The following is a 20,922-nucleotide window of genomic DNA, read 5'->3' as shown; positions in this document are numbered from 1 at the left end:
GTCGCGGCGCGTGCCGCGCATCCTCAGTAGGCTGAGGGGATGAGCACTCCCAAGCTTGCCCACCTCACCGGCGGCCCCCTCGACGCGCAGACCATCCCCCTCGAGGAGGGTGCCCCCGAGGAGCTCGTGCTGCCCTACAGTGAGGGCCAGGTCGTGTACCACTTGCAGTCGGTGACCGACGGTGACGGCCCCGCGACGGCGAACTACTCCTTCGACGAGGCCACCCAGATCCTCGTCGAGGACCAGTACAACCAGGCTGGCGACCGCATCCAGTCGGGCGTCGACACCGACGACGTCGAGGGCCGGTAACACCGCCGAAACGCGGCGCGCGTAGCCTCGGCGCATGACGTTCGAGGTTCCGGCGGTCGACATCACCGCGTACGTGCAGGACGGCACGGTCGAGGAGCGGGCCGCCGTGGCCCGCGCCATCGATGAGGCGTGCCGGACGGTCGGCTTCATCCAGATCCTCGGCCACGGCATCGCCCGGGAGACCCAGGAGGGCCTGGCCTCAGCGATGGACGACTTCTTCGCCCTGCCGCTCGAGCAGAAGAAGGAGTACCGCACCCCGCCCGGCATCAACCGCGGGTACGCGCCGCCGAAGTCGGAGAGCCTCAGCCTGAGCCTCGGCGTCGAGTCGGCCAGCCGGATGAACGACTTCTTCGAGGCGTTCAACATCGGCGCCTCCACGGCCGACTACCCCGAGGCGGCGGCGGCCGGCGTCATCGACGAGTCGGACTACTCGCCGAACACCTGGCCCGATCGGGTGCCGACGTTCGAGCCTCGCGTGCAGGCGTACTTCGTCGAGGCCAAGCGCGTCGCCGAGACCCTCACTACGATCTTCGCGGATGCGCTGGGCCTGCCGGCCGGGTTCTTCGACGCCTTCACCACGCACTCCCTCGACGTGCTGCGGATGAACAACTACGCCCTGCCGCCGGGCACCGTCGACCTCGATGGCGACCTCACAGGGATGGGGGAGCACACCGACTACGGGATCGTCACGGTGCTGTGGGCGGATCAGGTGGCGGGCCTCCAGGTCCTCGGATCGGACGGCGCGTGGCACGACGTGCAGCCCGCCGACGACGCGCTCCTGGTCAACCTGGGCGATCTCACCGGCCGGTGGACCAACGACCGGTGGATGTCGACGCTCCACCGCGTGAAGCCCCCGATCGTCGACGGCACCATCCAGCGGCGTCGCTCCGCCGCCTTCTTCCACGACGGCGACGTCGAGGCCGTGATCGCGACGCTGCCCTCGTGCGTCGATGAGGCGCATCCGAACCTCTACGACCCGGTCACCGTGGGCGAGCACATCGCCGCGAAGCTGGCGGGGTCGCGGGCCGGGGTGCGGAACGCGGCGGGTCGCGAGACCGCCCGCGTCCTCTCCGCCGGCACCTGACCCGCCCCGCTCGCCCGCGATCAGTGCGCCATCGTGACGATGGCGCGACCCGAGATCTCGCCGCGGTCGAGCGCCGCGTAGGCGTCGCCCGCGTGCTCGAGGGAGTAGCGCCTCGTGACCGCGCGGTCGACGTCGTAGCCGCCGGACGCCGCCATCTCGATCACCCGGGGGAGATCGCGGCGGGTGCGCGCCCCGAACGATCCCATGACGACCTGGCCGCGCCGCACCAGCGGCGTGATCGGCACGGCGGCGGTCGCCGCACCCGCGGCGATCCCGACCGCGACCATCCGTCCGCCCTCCCGGAGCAGCGACACCGCGAGCTCGAACGTCTGCGGCCGCCCCAGCGCCTCGAACGCGACGCTCACCCCCTTGCCGCCGGTCGCCTCCCGGACGCGGTCGAGCACGTCCTCGCGCGCGGAGTTGATGACCACGTCCGCGCCGAGGGCGCTCGCGGCGGCGAGCTTGTCGTCGTCGATGTCGATGGCGATGATGGGCGAGGCCCCGAGGTACCGGCCCACCTGGATGAGGCTCGACCCGACCCCGCCCGTGGCCACGATCGCCATCGACTCGTCGGCGGCGAGCTCCGCCTTCGCGGCGGCGCCGTACGCGGTGAACGCCGCGCATCCGAGGACCGCGGCCTCCTCGAAGCTCACCCCGGGCGGCAGCGGCGCCAGCGCGGACAGAGGAACGACGGCGTACTCGGCGAGCCCGGCCATCGAGTACATCGAGAGCCGGGTCCCGTCGGGCCGGTGGAGTCGTGTCGTGCCGTCGAAGAGGTTGCCCTTCAGCCGGTTCTGCTCGAAGAAGGCCTCGCACATGTCGTCGCGACCGGCGCGGCACGCCTCGCACTCCGTGCAGGGCATGATGAACGCGCCGACGACGCGCTGGCCGGGCCGGAGGTCGGTCGGCGCGCTGCCGGGGCCGATCTCGACGATCGTGCCGCTCACCTCGTGCCCCATCACGGCGGGAGGGGGGAACGCGACCTCCGCCTTCATCACGTGCAGGTCGGTGTGGCACACCCCGCACGCCGCGACGCGGAGGAGGGCCTCCCCGCGGGCAGGCGTCGGCACGGGGATCGTCTCGATCACGAGCTCGGGCGAGCCCCCGTTCCAGATCGCTGCGCGCATCGAGTCCGGCCGCCCGGCGGTCATCGAGTCGCGCCGATCTTCGACAGGAGCGCCTGCAGCGCGTGCCGATAGCCGAACCATCCCGCCCCGGCGAAGTAGACGGTCGCGATCTCGGCGAACACGTCGTGGCGGCGCCACTCCTCCCTGGCGTGCACGTTCGAGAGGTGGATGATCGCCACCGGGACCCCGCACTCGTTGAGCGCATCCCTCAGCGAGAGGCCGTAGTTGGTGAGCCCGGCGGGGTTGCAGACGACCCCGTCGATCTCACCCTCGAGCGACTGGAGCCAGTCGATCATCGCTCCCTCGTGGTTCGACTGGAAGTGCACGAGCTCGACCTCGATCTCGCCCGCGAGCACGTCCAGGTCGGCGACGATGTCCGGGAGCGTGACGGTCCCGTAGACCTCGGGCTTGCGCGTGCCGAGGCGGTTGAGGTTGGGCCCTTGGAGGACGGCGATCTTCATGAGTGGTCCTTTCGAGACGGCGTGATGACGGCGGCGCGGATGTCGGCCACGAGCTCCGCGGGCCGGTCTGCGGTGAAGAAGTCGGACGAGTAGGCGACCCCGGCTGCGCCGGCCGCGACCCCCGAGGCCGCACGCGCCACCGCGTCGGCGGGGGAGATCGGCGGGGTCGAGGCGAGGAGCACCGGCACGCCGGCCGCCCCGATCACTCCGGACTCGTCGCCGCCCAGGGGCTGCTCGACCTTCACGGCGTCGGCGCCCAGCTCCTCGGCGGTGCGGATGCCCCAGACCAGGTGCGCCGCATCCCGCTCCCGCCCGACGGCGTTGGACCCGCGGATGAGCGGCTCGAGGATGCACGGCAGGCCGACCGCGTGCGCCTCGCGTACGGCGCGAGCCGCGCGCTCGACGTAGTCCGCCTCCACGGCGGGATCACCGTGACCGAGGAGGCAGTAGTGGATGACGGCGTCCGCGCCGCTCGCGGCGGCCTCCTCTGCGGTGGAGACCGTGATCCCGACACCGTCGGAGACAGGACTCAGCTGCGGCCCGCGCCACTGGCTGCACCAGTCCAGGCGCACCACGAGGGTCAGGTCCGGGCGGCGGACGAGCGTCTCGGAGAACGTCGGCACCGCGGCCTGGGTCAGGACGATGCCGTCGACGTCGAGGTCGGCGAAGCGCCGCAGCTCGTCCAATCGGCGGGTGGCGCCGGGAGGACCGACCTGCAGACCGACATCGGCGCAGACGAGGACCGAGAAGTCGGCGTCCCCCAGCAGCCGTCGCCGCCGCCGGGACGCCGGCAGCGACGGGGCACCGCTCATGGCCGCGCGCCGATCAGTGCATCGGACGCGATCACGGGGTTGCGCAGCACGCCGATGCCGTCGACGTACGCCTCGACCTCGTCCCCGTCGCGGAGGAAGACCGGCGGGGTGCGGGTGAAGCCGACACCGGCCGGCGTCCCGGTGGCGATCACGTCGCCGGGTTCGACCGCCCAGAACTGCGACAGATGGCTGACCAGCTCGGCGACGCCGAAGATCATCTCGTCCGTCGACGAGTCCTGCAGGGTCCGGCCGTTCACGCGCAGTCCGATCCGCAGTCCGCGACCGTCGCCCAGCTCGTCGGCGGTGACCAGCGCGGGGCCCATCGGGCCGAACGTCGGGAAGGACTTCGCCGTCATCCACTGGCTGGTCCGGGCCTGCCAGTCGCGGGCGCTGACGTCGTTCATCACGGTGTAGCCCGCGACGGCCTCGAGGGCCTCCTCGGGCGTCACCCTGAAGGCCCTCCTCCCGATCACGACGGCCAGCTCGGCCTCGTAGTCGACCTCGGCCGACGACTCGGGCAGGACGATGGCCGCTCCGCTGCCGACCACCGTCGAGCTGTGCTTGGCGAACACCACGGGCAGGGTCGGGATGGCGGCGCCCGTCTCGGTGGCATGGTCGCGGTAGTTGAGGCCGATGCAGAGGAGGGAGCGGGGGTGCGGCACCGGGGCGAGCACCTCGAACTCCTCGATCGGGCGCCAGGCGTCCTCGGGCGCCTCGGCCTGCACGGTCCTCAGCCTCTCGCTCCAGTGCGGCCAGTCGTCGAGCAGGTCGTTCATCGAGAGGGGGGTCGAGGAGCCCGTGCCTGTGAGGGGCAGCACGAGGTCGCCGTCCCTGACGAGGGCGGCCGCGACGGCTCCGGGGCGGGCGATCGAGATGAGTCTCATGGTTCCTTCGTGGTCGTGGCGTGGTCGGTGACCCCGAGCAGTCGGCGGATCTCGCGGCTGACTCGATCGACCTCGGGATGCTCGTCGTCGTCGAGCAGCCGCGGTCGGGGGCGTGTCATCCCGTACTCGGCGAGGATCTGCCCCGGTCGGCTCGACATGACGATCACGCGATCGGAGAGCAGCGTCGCCTCGGAGATCGAGTGCGTGATGAACAGCACCGTCGGCCGTCGCTGCATCCACAGGTCCTGCAGGTCGTAGCACATCTGCTCTCGGGTGAGGGCGTCGAGCGCCCCGAACGGCTCGTCCATCATGATGAGCGGGGGATCGTGCAGCAGGGCACGGCAGATCCCGACCCTCTGCTGCATCCCACCCGACAGCTCGTGAGGTCGCCGATCCTCGAAGCCGCTGAGGCCGACCTGCGCCAGGAGGGCTCTGGCCTTCTCCGCCGCGGGCCTCTTGGGCATGGACCGCATCTCGGCCTGCAGGAGCACGTTCGAGAGCACGGACCGCCAGTCCATGAGCAGCGGGTTCTGGAAGACGATCCCGAGATCGCTGTGCGGCTTGGTGACGGGCTTCCCGCCGATCCGCACCTCTCCGGCCGTGGGGCGGACGAGCCCGGCGACCGCCTTGAGCAGGGTCGACTTGCCGCAGCCGGACGGTCCGACCACGGAGACGAACTCCCCGGCGCCGATGGTCAGATCGATCGGGCCGAGCGCGTGCACCCGGCCGCCGCTCGTCTGGTACTCGATCGCGAGCCCGGCCACGTCGATCCGCGTCCCGGAGGTCGTGGCAGGGGCCGTGGAGGTCGCGCCCTCCGTCGTGCTCATGCCCGCCTCCCGCTCACCGGATGTAGGCATCGGTGTAGTAGGCGTCGAGCGAGTCGGCCGGGGTGAGTCCCGAGTAGGTCGACAGGATGTCCTCGGTCGCCTTCCAGTCGCCCTCGGCCGTCTCGCAGATGGGGGAGCCCTCGGTCGCCGCGGTGTGCAGGAGCGGGACGGCGGCCTCGATCTGGGTGAGCGCGAGCTCCCGGTCGAAGCTCGGCACCCCGGCGACGAAGTCATCGGCCGCCTTCTCGGGGTTCTCGACGACGAACTGGGCCGCCTCCTGCGTCGCGGCGACGAAGCGGGTGAGGAGGTCCTGGTTCTTCTCCGCCCACGCCCGGTTGACGACGATGCCCATGCTCAGGGTGTCCACCCCGAGATCCGAGAAGGCGAGGTAGTCCATGTCCTCGCCCGACGTCTTCTCGACCGCGGGGAGCTGCAGGGTGTAGTAGCCGAGGAAGGCGTCGGATGCTCCGGTCAGCACCGAGCTCTGCTTGGCGGCGGGGTCGGAGAGTCCGACGAGGTTCACGTCGCCTTCGCTCATGCCGTTCGCCGCGAGCACGGCGGGGAAGATCTGCGAGAGGGAGTCGCCGGGGGTCACGGCGATCGTCTTCCCCTTGAGGTCCTCGAGACTCGAGATCCCCGCGGAGGCCGGGAAGATCGCCGACATCGGGTTCCGCTGGGCGAGCACGCAGACCGCCTGCACGGGCAGACCCTTGCCGAGCCCGCCCATCATCGTCCCCGCGTCGACGAGTCCGACGGGGTCGCTGCCCGATGCCACGAGCTGCAGGGTCGAGGCGGAGCCCGTGCCCTCCTGGGGTTGCAGCTCGATCCCGTGCGCGGCGTAGATGCCCTCGGCCATCCCGGCGAAGAACCACGGGTGATCGGCGGCCTCGAACGTCCAGTTGAGGCGGATCGGCAGGACGTCGAGGTCCTCGCCCCCGGCGGCGGGCGAGCCGGCGGGGGCGGCTCCCGAACACGCCGCCAGGGCGAGGACGGCGGAACCGGCGAGGGCGAGGGTCGCCAGCCGGGCTGATCGCTTGTTCACGGATCTCTCCTTCGAGTCGTGGTGCTGCTGAGGCGGGGTGCTGCAGGGGAGGCGGTGGTGCCGGGCTCGACGTCTCACACCGCGGGTCCGGTGGTCGTGGCGCCCTCGGCCCGCTGGGACACGTGCCACGGGATGACGAGCCGTTCGACCAGGGAGACGGCGTAGTAGAGGACGAGGCCGAGGACGGTGAGGATCGCGATCGCCGCGAACAGGACGGGGGTGTCGAGGTTCGCGTTCGCCCGGAGGAGCAGGTAGCCGAGTCCCTGGGTCGCGCCGACGAACTCGCCCACCACCGCACCGACCACCGCGAGGGTGATCGCCACCTTCACCCCCGCGAAGACGTGGGGCAGCGCAGCCGGCAGCTGCACCTTCCGGAAGATCGACCACTTCCCGCCGCCCATCGACCGCACGAGGCTCGCCATGTCGGGGTTGGACGACCGGAGCCCCGTCATCGTGTCGAGCAGGATCGGGAAGAAGCAGATCAGGAACGTGACGAGGACCTTCGGGAGGAACCCGAAGCCGAACCACACCACGAAGAGCGGGGCCAGGGCGATCTTCGGCACCGTCTGGAGCAGGACGAGGAACGGGTAGACCACCGTCTCGAACCAGCGGAACGAGACCAGCAGCATCGCGACCGGGATGCTGACGACGACGGCGATGCTGAAGCCGGCGAGCACCTCGCCCGTGGTCACCAGGGTCGCGGCCCACAGCTCCTGCCTGTTCGCCCAGAGCGCCTCCGCCGCATCGACGGGTGTCGGCAGGACGTAGGTCGGGAGGTCGAACAGCACGGCGACGAGCTGCCAGACGACGAGGACGAGCACCCCGACGAACAGGGTGATGATCCATCGGCTGTGGCGCGCGAACAGGCTCCTGCGTGCTCCGGGAGGGCGAGAGGCGGCTGAGCCGCCGTCGACGGCCAGCGAGGTGGCCGCGGTCGCGGTCTGAGTCATGGCGGAGCGCCTCAGAACTCGCCGTCGCGCTGCTGGAACTTCGTCGGCTTGCCGATCGTGGGGCCGGCGGATGCCACCCAGTCGCCCACGCGCTCGATCATCTGGGCGAGCGTCGTGGAGGGGAAGCCGTACTCGGACTGGAGAGCGGATCCGTCCATCACGTAGGCGGTCCCGGTCTCGACCCCGTCGAACACCGGTCGAACGCCGAAGCGCTCGCCGAAGCGCTCGGCCAGCCAGCGGATCGACACGATCTCGGGGCCCGTGATGTTGAGCCGACGCGGAGGGGTGGCCGCCAGGTGCAGTGAGCGGATGGCGTACTCCGCGACGTCCCGCTGCCAGATCACGCTGGCGTGTCCCATCGCCAGGGGGATCGGGGTGCCGTCGTGCACCGCCTGCGCGATCTCCTGCAGCACGCCGTACCTGGTCTCGATCGAGTACCCGAGCCGGAAGATCAGCAGCGGCGTCCCGTTCTTCAGCGAGAAGTGCTCGAAGATGCGCTCGCGGCCGAGGCAGGACATGGCGTACTCGCCGATGGGGCCCGAGGCGTCGGACTCACGGGAGCCGCCGGTGGAGACATCGGCGAGGGGGTAGGTGACGAGTGTGGAGAACGCCACGATGCGCGAGTCGCGGAAGCGCTGCGCCACCCGTCCCGGCAGGTAGGAGTTCATCATCCAGGTGTGGTGCTCGTTGCCGGTCGTGCCGAACTTGTTGCCCGCCATGAAGATCACGTTCCGGGCTTCGGGGAGGCCGTCGAGCTCGAGGTCGTCGGTCAGGTCGGCCGGCACGACGTCGACGCCCCAGCTCTCGAGCGAGCTGCGGGCGGCCGGGTCGCTGAACCGGGCCACGCCGTACACGCGCTTGTCGACGCCGGCCTCGACGATGGCGCGCCGAGCCATGATGGCGACGCTGGGCCCGACCTTGCCGCCGACCCCGAGGACGATGATGTCGCCGTCGAGCCGCGCGATGTCCTCGATCAGGGCGGGGGTGGGGACGGTGAGGTCCGCTTCGATCTGCTGTACTGCCGTCATGGGGGTTCTCCCGGGGATCTGAGGTGACTGCACTGTCACGCATCCAGCGTCGCAGGTGATATATCCCAAGACGACGGGACAATTCCCAACGATCGCCCTAGCATTTTGTGATGGAACCCCAATCGACGCGGTACGAGCCGAGCATCGATCTGCTGACGGCCCGGGCCGTCGACCTGATGTGGAACACCTACGAGGGCTACTCCGACGACGTCTTCGACAAGCGGGAGCTCATCCCCTCCGTCGCGGGCAACATCGACCTCGGCGTCCGTGTGCTGCAGCGGGGGACGCCTCCCCGGCCGGAGGAGCTGACCTCGGCTCAGCACCTGGGCGGCCGTCGCGCCGGTCAGGGCGTTCCGCTCGAGTCGGTCATCCAGGCCTACCGGTCGACGGAGCGGACCCTCCTCCTCGACCTCTTCTCCGGCTCGCAGGCCTGGCCGGTCGAGTTGACGAGCCACTACGCGGACCTCGTCATCACGACCTTCGACCTGCTCACGGAGGAGATGATCAACTCCTACCGGGAGACGGCATCGGCACTCGAGGCGGCGCAGCGCAGGGTGGAGAACGAGCTGGTCCTCGCGATCGCGAGCGGCCCGGCGCCGTCGGGCAGCGACCTCGACCACTGGGCGCAGGTGCTCGGGGTCGAGCAGTCCGGCCCGTGGATCGCGTTCGCGATCGGCAGTGCCGGGGATGCCGACCACACCGAGGTCCTGCGCCTGCGGCAGCGGATCGCGAAGGCGCTCCAGGGGTCGGTGTGGCAGCCGCTGCTCTTCGGCGACGTCGGCAGGTCGACCCTGGCGCTCGCCAGGCCCCGGGTGGCTGCCGACGAGATCCGAGAGACGCTGCACCAGGTGCTCGAGGACTTCGGGTCCACGGTCGAGTGGGCCGTCGGCGTGGGTGGGGTGAGCCCCGACCTCGTCGGTGCCCACGAGTCGTGCCAGGAGGCGCGGGACGCCGTCGCCGTCGCCATGAGCGGCGACCGCACGAGCCGAGTGGTGCCGTTCGACGACGTGCTCGTCGAGGTCCTGTTGGCCCGGGAGCCGAAGCTCGCGGCGCGTCTCGTCGAGAGCCGGCTCGGAGCGCTCAAGGGCCACCCGTACCTGATCGACACGCTCGAGGCCCTGGTCGCCTGCGACCATTCGCAGGCCGCCGTCGCCAAGGCGCTCTTCGTGCACCCCAACACGGTCACCTACCGGATCCGACGCATCCAGCAGCTCACCGGATTCGACCCGCTCGTCATGTCCGACTTCACCCAGATGGCCCTGGCCCTGCTGTGGCTGCGCAGCGGCCGCGCCTGACCGTTCGGGTCGAGTCCCCCTTGACGCCTCGAGGCGCCCGGGTCTACCGTGCCTGCGTATCCACTTTGTTTCTGCAACAGCGTGAAACAACGGCACAGTTCGATGAGGAGTCTCGTGCGCAGCGATCGCAATCCGCCCCCGTTCCCCGAACGTCCTGTCTCGCGACGGAGCCTGCTCCTCGGCGCGCTCGTCGGCGGCGCTGCGGTGGGAGCCGTCTCGCTGAGCCGGGGCTCCCTCCCCGCCATCGGCGAGGTCCCTGCGGCCGGTGGGCTCTTCGACCCCGATCTCAACGGCCAGCATCCCCGGATCATCCTCGGGACGAGGGTCTCCCTGACCGAGCTGCAGCGCCGTGCCGCGGCGCCGGCCTACGCCGGCTTCGTGAGCACGATGCTCGGCTACGCCACGGCCCGGGCCGCCCTGCCGACCATCACCGGCGCGGGCAACGACGCGCAGTGGCAGACCGTGTACTGGGGTCTGCCCGAACTGGCGATGTCGTACCTGATCACGGGCGACAGCGCCTACGCGACCAAGGTGCGCGCCTGGACCCTGTACGTCGCGGACCCCGCCAACTTCCCCGACTGGGGAGGGGAGAGCGGCGGTTCGATGTCGAACGCCGTCGGTCTCATCGCGGTCGCCGTGGCCTACGACTGGTGCTTCGAGCTCTTCTCGGAGAGCGAGCGCACCATGATCCGCAACAAGCTCGCCCTCCAGGCCGATCGGCTCATCGCGCAGTTCTCCAACACGTCGGTCGCGACCGAGGCGTACTGGAAGAACGATCCCCAGCCCAACCACCGCCACTTCCGCATCGACGGCGTGGTCACCGCCGCGGCCGCGATCCACGGCGACGGAGCCGACGACAGCAGGGAGAGCGACGACTACCGCCTGGAGTTCGGCCGCAGCCAGCTGCGCCAGGTGCTCAGCTGGATCTCGCCGGACGGATCGCAGCACGAGAGCATCACGTACGCGACCTACGGCAACGAGCACCTGGTTCGCGCGGTCGACGTCCTGGAGTCGGTCGGCGGCGGGGACCTCTGGGCGGATCCCGAGATCCCCGGCATGGGCTCGTTCAAGGTCGACGTGTCGCTGCCGAGGAACGTCGGGCAGTTCGCCTACGGCGACACCGACGGATCGCTCTACTACTTCAACCCCTACCTCTGGCACATCGCGTCGAAGTACCAGGACGGCGAGCTGCAGGAGTTCCTCCAGCGCCTCTACCAGTCCGGTCCGGCGGGGGTGAGCTCGTTCTACTACAACGCCTGGAACCTCCTCTGGCACGACGACTCGTTGGTGGCCGCGGGGCTGGACGATCGGCCGACCACCAGGCTGTATCCCGACCTGGGCGTGCTCGCGTCGCGCTCCACCTGGGGCGACGACGGGGTGTCGCTCCACCACAAGGCGGGGGTGATGGGCGGCGTGCGGCTCAACGAGTGGCGCGACCGGCTGGGTCCGAACACCCGCTACATCAACGTCGGTCACGACCACCCCGACGGCGGGCACTACAGCGTCTCGTTCGGCGGCGCCATCTTCGGCGCGTACGCACCCTACGGCGCCTATCTCACCAAGCAGACCAACAGCGTCGTCGCCGGGGCCGACCTCGGTCAGGCCGGCGAACGGGCGTCCGGGTTCACCCAGCCGTACACGGACATGCGGGGGCGCGCATCCATCCCTGCCGTCAGCGCCCTCGGCGCCGACATGGTCTCCGTGGCCGACGTCTCGGGACTGTACGCCGCGCCGAGCACGTCCGGGATCACGCGGTGCAGGCGCACCATCGCGTTCGTCGACCGGCAGGCGGCGATCGTCCTCGACGACGTCGTGGCCTCCTCCGCCAGGGACATCCACTCGCTGTTCCACAGCAAGGGCACGGCCTCGGCGGTCACCGGAGGGAGCGACATCGCCCAGACGGTCGGCTCGTCGACGGTCACGGCCCGGTACCTGCAGTCCTCTCCTGACAGCGGCGCGACCTTCACCAGTGGCGCGGGGCTGCTCCCGGAGCTCGGCACGACCTGGCGCACCACGGTCCCCACCGCGACGTCGGCGCGCATCGCGACCGCGCTCGTGCCCCAGCGCTCGGCAGCCGACGCCGCCACGCTGACCTCGGCGGCGAGCGGGAGCCAGTTCTCTGCCGACCTCACGAGACCGAACCGGGTCGACACAGTCGCCATCGCGACGTCGAGCGACGGCTACGGCGCCCTCTCGGCAGCCGGCGCCTCGGGCAACGCGCGTGCGCTTCTGATCCGGAGCGAGGGATCGACCCCGGTGCCCACGACCCTCACCGCGGTGGACGCGACGTTCGTGGAGTTCGTCGGCGCCCGGGTCGAGGTCGTCGGCACCCGACGCAACCTCCGGCTGACGAGCGACGGGACCTCGCTCACCGTGCAGGTCGACGCCGTGGTCCCCGGGGCGACTCCCGCGGCCGACCTCGTGCTCGGGAACCTCGCTCCCGGACCGTTCAGCGTGACCGTCGACGGCACGCTCCGCGACTACTACACGGTCAGCGCGAGCGGACGCATCACGGTCGCTCTCGAGCCCAGCGCCCCGCACACGCTCGTCTACACGCTGCCCTGAGTCGGCCACTCCGGGCCTGTCGGCACAGGCGCGTGTCGCCACTCCGCTGACCTTTCGCCACGTGCATGCGCCTGGCGAAAGGTCAGCGGAGTGGCGAAGCAGGGGCCCCGACCTCAGGCGAGGACGGGCAGCATCCGGTGGTCGATCGCACCCTCGAGCGGCTCACCCCGCGTGTACCGCCGGAGCTCGTCGATCATGAACGCCCCCAGCGAGGCGACCTCGGTGCCCTGCACCCCGGCCGCGTGGGGCGTGCAGAACACGTTCGGGAGTCGCAGCAGCAGGTCGTCCGGGGCGAGCGGCTCGGGGTCGGTCACGTCGAGGATGGCGTCCAGACGGCCGCTCCCGCACTCCACCCGGAGTGCGTCGTGATCGACCAGGGCCCCCCGGGCCGTGTTGATCAGCGTGGCTCCGTCGCGCATGAGTCCGAGCCGTCGCGCATCCATCATGCGACGGGTCGCGGCGACGTCCGGCGCGTGCAGCGACACGATGTCGCTCGCGGCGCACAGCTCGTCCAGCTCCACCTGACGCGCGCCGAGCTGCGCGATCACCGCCGGGTCGATGACCGGATCGTAGACCGAGACATCCCATCCGTCGTCGACCAGCCGTGTGATCACCCCGCGTCCGATCGCAGACGCTCCGACGATGCCGACCGTCGTCCCCGGACGGCCGCGCCGGCCGCGTACGGGGACGAACGATCCCTCGCGATACGTCTGAGCGAGCGAGAAGATCCGGTGCGCGGCGAGGGTGATCACCGCGACCGTGTACTCGATCACGGGTTGCGCGCCGAGCGCGGCCGCGGAGGTGACGACGAGGCCGGAGCGCCAGCCCGCGTCCAGGACGGTGCCCTTCACCGACCCCGCCGCGTGGAACACCGCCCGCAGGCGCGGAGCGCACGCGAGCAGGTCGGCGTCGATCGGCAGCGCGCCCCAACTGGTGACGAGCACCTCGGCTTCGGGCAGGCACCGGGCGACGGCGTCGTCGAGGCTCTTCAGCGGACGGGGATCGAGCAGCTCGACCACCTGTTCCAGCTCGGCGCGCAGCGCGGGCGGGAACACCTCGCCCACGACATCGCTCCACATCGACAGGAGGGCCTTGGGTCGCCGCTCGGCGGTCATGCTGTGCACCTCGAGCGGACCCACTCCACCGCGCGCCACGCCTGCTGGGCTGTCCCACCCTCGTGGCCGTTGTACGGGTAGACGACGATCTCCTTGTCCGACCCCCGGTACCGGTTGAAGGCGGCGAAGACCGTCCGCGGTGGGCACACGGTGTCCATCAGGGCGACCGAGACGAGCGCGGGCGCCTCCGCGAGGGTGACGAGGTTCGCCACGTCGAAAAAGGCGAGGGTGTCGAACACGGTGCGCTCCTCATCGCGGTGGACCATCAGGTACTGGATCACCTCCCCGTATCCCGTGGAGTTGTCGGAGGTGAGCGAGAGCGCCTCCGGGAAGTCGCAGAGGAACGGCACGTCTGCCGCCACGCCGGCGAGATCGCCGACCAGGCTCGCCGCGGCGAGCGCGATCCCCCCGCCCTGACTGCCTCCTGCGGCGAAGACGAGATCCGCCTTCACCTCCGGGAGGCTGCGCATCGCCTCCACCGCGCGCACGGCGTCGACGAAGACGCGGCGGTAGTAGTAGTCGGCGGGGGAGGAGATCCCGCGGGTGAGCCACCCCGCGGTCTCGGGGTTCGTGCCGCCGTGCGGGTCGGGTGTGGAGCCCGCCATCCAGGAGCCGCCCTGGCCGCGGGTGTCGACTGAGAGATGGGCGAATCCCGCCTGGGGCCAGAGCTGCGGTTCGTGCGCGAGCCCTCGTCCGCCGCGGTAGCCGTGGAACTGCACGAGGCCGGGCAGCGGCTCCTGGGAATGGGTCGGGATGCGCAGCCAGGCTCGGATGCGGTCGCCGCCGAATCCGGCGAACGAGAGGTCGAGCGTACGCAGACCGGGGAAGCCGAGCTCGACCTCCTCGCACTGCACGTCGAGGGGGATCTCGCGGGCCTGCGTCAGGGTGTCGCTCCAGAAGGACTCGAAGTCGGCGGGTCGCACGAGCTCCGGGGAGTGCACGTGGAGCTGTTCGAGTGGGAGGTCGAAGTGCATGGGTTCCTCGAGGATCGATGGGTCAGGGCGTCGACAGCGTGATCGACTGGGGGAGGTCGGCGGTCGAGAAGCCCACGTGGGCGGTGTGCTCGCCGGGTTCGACCAGCCAGGCGTGCTGCTCGGGAGACCAGTGGGCGAACTCCCGACGCGGCAGTCGGATGCGCACCTCGGCGCGCGCACCGGCGTCGAGCTCGATCGCCGCGAAGCCGGCGAGGCGGAGCGACGGCCCGGTCGCCGCGGACGGTGTCGGCGAGAGGTAGACCTGGATGACCTGCCTGCCGCGGCGCCGCCCGGTGTTGGAGATCGGCACGACGACGACGGTCTCGCCGTCGGTCTCGTCGATCTCGCCGGCGACGTCGCCGAGACGCCAGGAGGTGTATCCCAGGCCGTGGCCGAAGGCGAAGGCCGGTTCGCTCGTGCTCTCCGCCCACGCCCGGTATCCGATCGCGGTGCCCTCGTCGTACCGGAGGACCCCGTCGGTGGGGACGACGGTCTGGACCGGGGCGTCGGCGAGGCGGGCCGGCCAGGTGGTCGGCAGCCGCCCGCCGGGCTCCGCCCGTCCGGTCAGCAGCGCCGCGACGCCGTCGCCGAACTCCTGGCCGCCGAACCAGGTGAGGAGGATCGCGGAGACCCGGTCCCGCCAGGGGAGCTCGACGGGCGCTCCCGCACTCAGGACCACGACGGTCCGGGCGTTCGCGGCGGCGACCGCCTCGACGAGGGCGTCGTGCTCGGCAGGCAGCGCCAGATCGACGCGGTCGCGGCCCTCGGTCTCGATGCGCGCATCCGTGCCGACGAAGACGACCGCCACATCGGCGGCGGCCGCCGCCTCGACGGCCGCGGCGAGGGTCGCGGCGGCGTCGACCGGGAGCAGCCGTCCGATCCGCACGTCCAGGATCCGCAGCTCCAGGTCCTCGGGAGCCTGCGCGACCACCTCGACGCGGATGGCGCGGCCCGCCACCGCGTCGACCGTCGTCGCCAGCGGCGACTCGGCGGGCCCGCCTGCGACGCGGGTGCCGTCGACCGTCAGCGACCCGCCGGCCGGCAGCTCGACCACGATCTCGACCGGGCCGACGCGCTCCACCAGCACGTCGAACTCGGCGGTCATCTCCCGAGCGGCGGCCGGGAGGTCCCCGAGCCAGATCAGGCGCGAGGTCGAGCGGAGCTCGTCGCTCAGCACGCGGCCGGACGCGTCGGTGAGACGCACGTGCATCGCTCCCGGCGTCCCGTCGGGCGCGAGCAGCTCGTCGGGCGCGAACAGCTCGGGCTGCTCGGCGGCGATGCCCTCGTGCTCGGAGACCTCGAGACCGGGGATGGCGCGGAGCGCCTCCGCGGGAGTGCTGACGCGGTCGGGGACCACGGCCGCGCTGCCGCCGCCCTGCGTGCGGGGTCGGACGGCGCCGGGTCCGATCACGGCGACTCGGAGCGGCGTCTCGCCCACCGCGAGAGGGAGGACACCGTCGTTGGCGAGGAGCACCGATCCGCGCTCGAGCAGACGCCGGGCCGCCTCGGCGGTCTCGGCAGCGGAGGCGACGGCGACCCGGTGGTCGGGTCCGAGCGCGCCGACGCGTCGGGCGAGGGTCAGCAGGTGCGTCACCTTCTCGTCGAGCGTCTCCATCGGGACGTCCCCGGACCGGACCGCGGCGAGCAGGGCATCGTCCCAGACGCCGCCCTGCTGGCCGTCGGACCCGGGCATGGCGAGGTCCTGCCCGGCGGAGGCGGCGTCGAGCGACCGCACGGCCGACCAGTCCGAGACCACGACGCCGTCGAAGCCCCACTCCGAGCGAAGCGGATCCCGGAGCAGGTCGTTCTCCGTCATCCTCACGCCGTCGACCGAGTTGTAGGCGCTCATCACCGTCCAGACGCCGGCGGCCACCGCATCCTCGAACGGGCGCAGGTAGAGCTCGCGCAGGGTCGTCTCGTCCGCCTCGACGGAGACCGTCATCCGCTCGGTCTCCGAGTCGTTCAGCACGTAGTGCTTGGCGCAGGCGCCGACCCCGTCGTCCTGCAGTCCGGCGATGTAGCGCGTCGCGAGCGCCGAGGTGAGTAGGGGATCCTCGGAGAGGGACTCGAAGGACCGGCCTCCGAGGGGCGTGCGGTGGAGGTTCACGGTCGGGCCGAGCACGACGTCGACGCCGTGACGCGCGGCCTCGGAGGCCAGCTCGGAGCCGACCTGATACGCCAGTGCGGGATCCCAGCTCGCGGCGAGAGCGCCGGCCGAGGGCAGGTTGAGGGACGGCTGCCGCTCGTCCATCGACGGCCCGCGCACCCCGGCCGGGCCGTCCGAGAACACGATCGGACGAAGTCCGATGCGGGGGACCGCGGTGGTGGTCCAGAAGTCCCCTCCGCTGACCAGGGCGACCTTCTCCTCGAGCGTGAGGGCGGCCAGGGCGTCCGCGACGGTCTGCACGGGTGTTCGAGGCACGAGAGGATGGCGCGCGAGCCAGGAGTCGGCGGCGGCCAGGGCGTCCGTCAGCGGCGGGAGCTCCGGATGCCACCGCAGCTCCCACTCGAGGCCGAGATAGCCGTCGTATCCGCGCGCGTCGAGCTGGACGAGGATGTCCTGCAGCGGCAGCGAGCCCGTTCCCGGAAGGACGGGACGGGGGTCGCGGCGGCTCGCGATGTCCTTGATCTGCACGTGGCGGAGCCACGGCGCGAGGAGGGCAGCGGTCGTGCTGACCGGCTCGCCGGCCGCCCAGGGGTGCGCGATGTCCCAGATGGCGCCGATCCGCTCGTCGTCGACCGCGTCGAGCACGCGGGCGACCGAGAGCCCGGTGGAGTGGCTGTCGTGGGTCTCGAGCCAGATGTCCACTCCGGCGTGCCCGGCGGCCGCCCGGAGTCGGCGGACGATCGCGGTGTCGTCGTCGCCACCGGCGAAGACTCGGAGGGCGGTGAAGCCCAGGTCGCGGGCGAGCTCGGCCTCCGCGCGGAGGCTCGCGACCACCCGGGCGTCGTCGATCCCGGCGCCGTCGAGCGTCACGTAGGTCGCGAGGCAGACGCGGTCCAGATGCTCCAGGGCGGCGGCGACGGCGGTCCTCTGCGCCCGGTTGAGCCCGGTGTGGACGACGGAGTCGTCGCCGGAGCGCAGTTCGATCGCGGTCCAGCCGGAGGACTCCGCGAGCTCGACGATCTCGGCGATGCTCGCGCCGGGGCAGCCGAGGGTGGAGAGAGCACGCCGTCGTGTCATGAATCGGATCCTCACGAGATGTGATTGCAGTGGGGTGCACTGAGGAGAAACGCAATAGAGACACTACAGAAACAAACGGTAGAAACAAAGCGCAACAGCGCATCCGCGCACCGTGCGCTCCAAGCCCGGCGGAGCCGGAGAGCGGCGGAGCCGGGGAGGGGTCGAGCTGAAGAGAGGCGGAGCCGGAGAGGCTAGGCTCGCGGGGGAGCGACGGAGTCGCGGACGACGACGTGCGTACCCAGCTCGATCGTCGAGCCCGGCATCCCGGGCAGCGGCTTCTCGACGGCCAGCCGCGCCGCCTCCCAGCCGAGGTCGAAGACGGGCAGATGCACCGTCGTCAGGTTCGGGCGGACCTGCACGGCGACCTCGTTGTCGTCGTAGCCGACCACCGAGATGTCCCCCGGCACGTCGACGCCGGCGTCGTGTAGGGCGCGCACGACCTCGACCGCGTGGAAGTCGCTGTTCGCGACGATGCCCGTCACCTCGGGATGCTCCTCGAGGAGCCGCCGGGTGTTGGCGTAGGTGAGATCGACCGGGCGGACACGACGGTTGACGTTCGGCTGGAACTCGTCGGTGTAGACCGCCTCCAGCTCGAGTCCGTGGGAGGCGAGCGCGCGACGGACCCCGAGCACACGGCCCTCGGTCGTGGACTGGTTGCGGTAGCCGCCCACCCAGGCGATCTGCCGATGCCCCTTGGAGGTGAGGTAGCTCGCGATGGCGAACGCGCCGCCCTCGTTGTCGTACCCGACCCGGAGCGCCGCCGGATGCGTCCCGGTGTCGCCGGGGCGAGCACAGAGCACGAGCCGGGCATCGACGTCCTCGAGCATGGTGAGGTAGTCGCCGAGCCTCTCGGAGTAGTCGTCGACGCGCTGCATGCCGCCGACGAAGACGAGCGCATCGAGCTCACGCTGCCGTGCCGCGAGTCGCACGATGTCGCGCTCCCGGTCGAGGTCGCCCTCCGTAGGGAAGATCGTGCAGATCCGGCCGTTCTCGGCGGCGGCGGCATCGATGCCGGCGGTGACGCCGGACACCAGAGACGACCGGACGTCGGGCACGATCACGCCGATCGTCCGGGTGGCCTCGCGCCGTCGGGTGCGGGACTCGGAGTAGCCGAGCTCCCGCATGGCGCCCACCACCTTCTCGCGGGTGGCGCCCGAGATCGGATACGAGCCCGACAGGACCCGGGAGGCGGTCGACAGGGAGACTCCGGCGAGCGCCGCGACCTCGCGGAGGTTCGCGCGGCGCGCCGGGTTCTCGGGGGCTTGCTTCATCGCGACCTCCTCACGGGCTGCATCCCACCGACACTAGCTCAGCGGATTCGTCAGCGGCGTCAGCCCTTGATGCCGTTCGCCATGCCGACGCTCCTCAGGAACTGCCGCTGGAAGATCAGGAACAGCACGATGGGGATGATGAGCGAGAGGAACAGCGCGGCCATCATCGCCGAGTACTCGAGCGACGGCTCCACCCGGGGGAGTGCGACCGAGATGGGCTGCACGTTCGGGTCCTGCAGCACCAGCAGCGGCCACAGGTACTCCTTGTACGCCGAGACGCAGGCGAGCAGGGCCAGCACGCTCAGGATCGGGCGCGAGAGCGGGATCACCACCGACCAGAGCACACGGACCGGCCCCGCTCCGTCGATGCGAGCCGCTTCGACGAGCTCGCGCGGGATCGAGTCGAAGAACCGTTTCGCCAGCACGAGCGAGAAGGCGCTGGCGCCCGCGGGCAGCCACACCGCCCACATCGTGTTCAGCAGGCTGATGCCGAGCCCGGGCAGGTCGAGCACGGTGAGGTACAGCGGCACCAGGGAGATGACCCCCGGGATGAACAGGGTCGCCAGCACCGCCCAGTAGACCACCGCGCCCCAGCGTGGCCGGAGGATCGACAGGCAGTACGCGCCGGTCACGCACAGCACGAGCGTGACCGCGGCGCTCCCGAGTGCCAGCCAGAGGGTGTTCAGGAGGTACTTGGCGATGCCGAGCTCGTTCCAGACCACGTCGTAGTTCGAGAGGTCGATCCCGGACGGCCACCAGGCGAGGGGATCGCGGATGAGGTCGCCGGTCGTCGAGATCGACGCCTTGGCCAGCCAGACGATGGGGAACACGGCGGCGACGACGAGGCCGGCGAGCACGAGCAGCTGAGCGACCCGCAGCGTCCAGCGCACCCGCGGGTCCTTGCGATCGCCCCAGGACACCGCCGAGCGTCCGGCCTCGTCCTCCGAGCCGCGGGAGCGGCGCCAGAAACGACGGTCCTGCACGGTCGCCGTCGTCTCCTCGCGGATGTCCAGGTCAGTCATTGTCGCTCCATCTCCGGGTGGCGAACTGGTAGGCGACCGAGATCAGCGCCAGCGCGAGCGCGAGCATCACGCTGAGCGCCGCTGCCGCGCCGTAGTTGGAGTTCACGAAGCCGTACTGGTAGATGACCATCAGGATCGTGATCGAGGCGTTGTTGGGGCCGCCGCCGGTCAGCAGCTTGGGCTCGTTGAAGACCTGCAGTGTGCCGATGATCTGGAGCAGGAGGAGGATCAGCACGATGCCGCGGATCTGCGGGAGGGTGACGTGCCAGATGCGTCTCCAGACCCCGGCACCGTCGAGCTCGGCCGCCTCGTAGAGCTCCGGGCGCACGCCGCCCAGCGCCGCCAGGTAGATGATCACCGCGGTGCCGGCTCCGGCCCAGGTGCTGGCGACCACCATCGAGGGGATGACCATCTGCTCGGAGTTCAGCCAGGCGAACGGGCCGAGGCCGACGCTGCCGAGGATCGAGTTGAGCAGGCCCTCCTTCCCCGGGAGGTACATGACCTTCCACAGGAGGATCCCGACGACGGGCGGGATGACCACGGGGAGGTAGGCGAGCGCGCTGTACAGGCCCTTCCGCCGACGGAGCTCGGCCATCACCACGGCGAGGGCGAGGGGGAGGGGGGCGCCGATCAGGAGCGAGATCGCCGTGAACAGGAGGGTGTTGCCGACCGCCTTCGGCAGCACGGGGTCGGTCAGCACGAACTCGAAGTTCGACCAGCCCACCCAGGTGGTGGTGAGGAAGTTCGTCTTCTGCAGCGAGAGCACGACTCCGCTGATGATCGGACCCCAGGCGAAGTACCCGAAGATGATCAGCAGCGGCGCCCCGAAGACGATGGCCCAGATACCGCCGCCCTTCACCCAGCGGGAGAAGCGGACTCGAAGGGGACGACGGGGTGCCGCCCCGGCTCCCGAGCGGGTGAGGGCTCGGGAGTCGGGGGCGGCTTTGCGTTGCAGCGTCATGAGTGGGTGAG

At 71.0% G+C, this 20,922-nt stretch carries 18 protein-coding genes; 4 read left to right on the top strand and 14 right to left on the bottom strand.

The genetic code is table 11. The features are described from left to right. Positions 1 to 39: 39 nt before the first annotated feature. Positions 40 to 309: a response regulator gene (locus IEX69_RS07845; protein ID WP_174604489.1), complete on the top strand. Its 270-nt coding sequence runs from the start codon at positions 40 to 42 to the stop codon at positions 307 to 309. 34 nt (positions 310 to 343) lie between these two features. Further along, complete coding sequence (locus IEX69_RS07840) at positions 344 to 1,393, top strand: isopenicillin N synthase family dioxygenase (RefSeq protein WP_085020478.1); 1,050 nt, start codon at positions 344 to 346, stop codon at positions 1,391 to 1,393. Between the two features lie 20 nt (positions 1,394 to 1,413). Here IEX69_RS07840 and IEX69_RS07835 read toward each other — a convergent pair whose 3' ends face one another. The 8 genes from IEX69_RS07835 to IEX69_RS07800 form a co-directional block, all read right to left on the bottom strand. Then, positions 1,414 to 2,544, bottom strand: a complete 1,131-nt coding sequence (locus tag IEX69_RS07835) for a zinc-binding dehydrogenase (RefSeq protein ID WP_229756278.1) — start codon at positions 2,542 to 2,544, stop codon at positions 1,414 to 1,416. Next, complete coding sequence (locus tag IEX69_RS07830) at positions 2,541 to 2,981, bottom strand: type II 3-dehydroquinate dehydratase (RefSeq protein WP_085020477.1); 441 nt, start codon at positions 2,979 to 2,981, stop codon at positions 2,541 to 2,543. The genes IEX69_RS07835 and IEX69_RS07830 overlap by 4 nt, the downstream gene beginning before the upstream one ends. Further along, positions 2,978 to 3,793 (bottom strand): class I fructose-bisphosphate aldolase, encoded by an 816-nt coding sequence (locus tag IEX69_RS07825; protein ID WP_085020476.1) that lies wholly within the window; start codon positions 3,791 to 3,793, stop codon positions 2,978 to 2,980. The genes IEX69_RS07830 and IEX69_RS07825 overlap by 4 nt, the downstream gene beginning before the upstream one ends. Next, complete coding sequence (locus IEX69_RS07820; protein WP_157127257.1) at positions 3,790 to 4,677, bottom strand: fumarylacetoacetate hydrolase family protein; 888 nt, start codon at positions 4,675 to 4,677, stop codon at positions 3,790 to 3,792. The genes IEX69_RS07825 and IEX69_RS07820 overlap by 4 nt, the downstream gene beginning before the upstream one ends. Further along, entirely contained in the window at positions 4,674 to 5,504 is an 831-nt protein-coding gene (locus IEX69_RS07815; protein WP_157127256.1) for an ABC transporter ATP-binding protein, read from the bottom strand. The genes IEX69_RS07820 and IEX69_RS07815 overlap by 4 nt, the downstream gene beginning before the upstream one ends. Positions 5,505 to 5,517: 13 nt before the next feature. Next, positions 5,518 to 6,546: an ABC transporter substrate-binding protein gene (locus tag IEX69_RS07810; protein ID WP_085020474.1), complete on the bottom strand. Its 1,029-nt coding sequence runs from the start codon at positions 6,544 to 6,546 to the stop codon at positions 5,518 to 5,520. A 74-nt stretch (positions 6,547 to 6,620) separates the two neighbouring features. Further along, positions 6,621 to 7,496 carry an ABC transporter permease gene (locus tag IEX69_RS07805; protein WP_085020473.1) on the bottom strand — a complete coding sequence of 292 codons (876 nt, stop codon included), beginning with the start codon at positions 7,494 to 7,496 and terminating at the stop codon, positions 6,621 to 6,623. Positions 7,497 to 7,507: 11 nt separating this feature from the next. Then, positions 7,508 to 8,524: an NAD-dependent epimerase/dehydratase family protein gene (locus IEX69_RS07800; RefSeq protein WP_085020472.1), complete on the bottom strand. Its 1,017-nt coding sequence runs from the start codon at positions 8,522 to 8,524 to the stop codon at positions 7,508 to 7,510. Positions 8,525 to 8,634: 110 nt separating this feature from the next. On the opposite strand from IEX69_RS07800, the gene IEX69_RS07795 reads away from it, so the two are divergent. Together IEX69_RS07795 and IEX69_RS07790 are read left to right on the top strand one after the other, a co-directional pair. Beyond that, positions 8,635 to 9,819, top strand: a complete 1,185-nt coding sequence (locus tag IEX69_RS07795; RefSeq protein WP_085020471.1) for a PucR family transcriptional regulator — start codon at positions 8,635 to 8,637, stop codon at positions 9,817 to 9,819. A gap of 102 nt (positions 9,820 to 9,921) precedes the next feature. Continuing rightward, positions 9,922 to 12,384 (top strand): DUF4962 domain-containing protein, encoded by a 2,463-nt coding sequence (locus IEX69_RS07790; protein WP_157127255.1) that lies wholly within the window; start codon positions 9,922 to 9,924, stop codon positions 12,382 to 12,384. Positions 12,385 to 12,497: 113 nt separating this feature from the next. Here the strand turns inward: IEX69_RS07790 and IEX69_RS07785 are convergent, their stop codons facing one another. The 6 genes from IEX69_RS07785 to IEX69_RS07760 all read right to left on the bottom strand — a co-directional run bounded on the left by IEX69_RS07785 (position 12,498) and on the right by IEX69_RS07760 (position 20,911). Further along, positions 12,498 to 13,499: a hydroxyacid dehydrogenase gene (locus tag IEX69_RS07785; RefSeq protein ID WP_217348616.1), complete on the bottom strand. Its 1,002-nt coding sequence runs from the start codon at positions 13,497 to 13,499 to the stop codon at positions 12,498 to 12,500. Next, positions 13,496 to 14,473 (bottom strand): acetylxylan esterase, encoded by a 978-nt coding sequence (locus IEX69_RS07780; protein WP_085020469.1) that lies wholly within the window; start codon positions 14,471 to 14,473, stop codon positions 13,496 to 13,498. Before IEX69_RS07780 ends, IEX69_RS07785 begins: the two co-directional genes overlap by 4 nt. 22 nt (positions 14,474 to 14,495) lie before the next feature. Then, positions 14,496 to 17,657 carry a glycoside hydrolase family 3 C-terminal domain-containing protein gene (locus IEX69_RS07775; RefSeq protein WP_085020468.1) on the bottom strand — a complete coding sequence of 1,054 codons (3,162 nt, stop codon included), beginning with the start codon at positions 17,655 to 17,657 and terminating at the stop codon, positions 14,496 to 14,498. A 191-nt stretch (positions 17,658 to 17,848) separates the two neighbouring features. Next, a complete protein-coding gene (locus tag IEX69_RS07770; RefSeq protein ID WP_085020467.1) occupies positions 17,849 to 18,928 on the bottom strand; it encodes a LacI family DNA-binding transcriptional regulator in 1,080 nt (359 codons plus the stop codon). 59 nt (positions 18,929 to 18,987) lie between these two features. Next, positions 18,988 to 19,950 carry a carbohydrate ABC transporter permease gene (locus tag IEX69_RS07765; protein ID WP_085020466.1) on the bottom strand — a complete coding sequence of 321 codons (963 nt, stop codon included), beginning with the start codon at positions 19,948 to 19,950 and terminating at the stop codon, positions 18,988 to 18,990. Beyond that, positions 19,943 to 20,911, bottom strand: a complete 969-nt coding sequence (locus IEX69_RS07760; RefSeq protein ID WP_085020465.1) for a carbohydrate ABC transporter permease — start codon at positions 20,909 to 20,911, stop codon at positions 19,943 to 19,945. Before IEX69_RS07760 ends, IEX69_RS07765 begins: the two co-directional genes overlap by 8 nt. Positions 20,912 to 20,922: the final 11 nt, after the last annotated feature.

It is taken from the genome of Cnuibacter physcomitrellae, from assembly GCF_014640535.1.
GTDB classification, from domain to species: Bacteria; Actinomycetota; Actinomycetes; order Actinomycetales; family Microbacteriaceae; genus Cnuibacter; species Cnuibacter physcomitrellae.
The sequence above is the reverse complement of the archived record's forward strand: the minus strand, read 5'-3'. Positions and strand labels throughout refer to the sequence as shown.

Coding starts and splice junctions, on each gene's coding strand:
- IEX69_RS07780 (WP_085020469.1), bottom strand. CDS start 14,473: ATGCACTTCGACCTCCCACTCGAACAGCTCCACGTGCACTCCCCGGAG.
- IEX69_RS07795 (WP_085020471.1), top strand. CDS start 8,635: ATGGAACCCCAATCGACGCGGTACGAGCCGAGCATCGATCTGCTGACG.
- IEX69_RS07770 (WP_085020467.1), bottom strand. CDS start 18,928: ATGAAGCAAGCCCCCGAGAACCCGGCGCGCCGCGCGAACCTCCGCGAG.
- IEX69_RS07800 (WP_085020472.1), bottom strand. CDS start 8,524: ATGACGGCAGTACAGCAGATCGAAGCGGACCTCACCGTCCCCACCCCC.
- IEX69_RS07820 (WP_157127257.1), bottom strand. CDS start 4,677: ATGAGACTCATCTCGATCGCCCGCCCCGGAGCCGTCGCGGCCGCCCTC.
- IEX69_RS07775 (WP_085020468.1), bottom strand. CDS start 17,657: ATGACACGACGGCGTGCTCTCTCCACCCTCGGCTGCCCCGGCGCGAGC.
- IEX69_RS07805 (WP_085020473.1), bottom strand. CDS start 7,496: ATGACTCAGACCGCGACCGCGGCCACCTCGCTGGCCGTCGACGGCGGC.
- IEX69_RS07830 (WP_085020477.1), bottom strand. CDS start 2,981: ATGAAGATCGCCGTCCTCCAAGGGCCCAACCTCAACCGCCTCGGCACG.
- IEX69_RS07760 (WP_085020465.1), bottom strand. CDS start 20,911: ATGACGCTGCAACGCAAAGCCGCCCCCGACTCCCGAGCCCTCACCCGC.
- IEX69_RS07785 (WP_217348616.1), bottom strand. CDS start 13,499: ATGACCGCCGAGCGGCGACCCAAGGCCCTCCTGTCGATGTGGAGCGAT.
- IEX69_RS07845 (WP_174604489.1), top strand. CDS start 40: ATGAGCACTCCCAAGCTTGCCCACCTCACCGGCGGCCCCCTCGACGCG.
- IEX69_RS07815 (WP_157127256.1), bottom strand. CDS start 5,504: ATGAGCACGACGGAGGGCGCGACCTCCACGGCCCCTGCCACGACCTCC.
- IEX69_RS07840 (WP_085020478.1), top strand. CDS start 344: ATGACGTTCGAGGTTCCGGCGGTCGACATCACCGCGTACGTGCAGGAC.
- IEX69_RS07790 (WP_157127255.1), top strand. CDS start 9,922: ATGAGGAGTCTCGTGCGCAGCGATCGCAATCCGCCCCCGTTCCCCGAA.
- IEX69_RS07765 (WP_085020466.1), bottom strand. CDS start 19,950: ATGACTGACCTGGACATCCGCGAGGAGACGACGGCGACCGTGCAGGAC.
- IEX69_RS07835 (WP_229756278.1), bottom strand. CDS start 2,544: ATGACCGCCGGGCGGCCGGACTCGATGCGCGCAGCGATCTGGAACGGG.
- IEX69_RS07825 (WP_085020476.1), bottom strand. CDS start 3,793: ATGAGCGGTGCCCCGTCGCTGCCGGCGTCCCGGCGGCGGCGACGGCTG.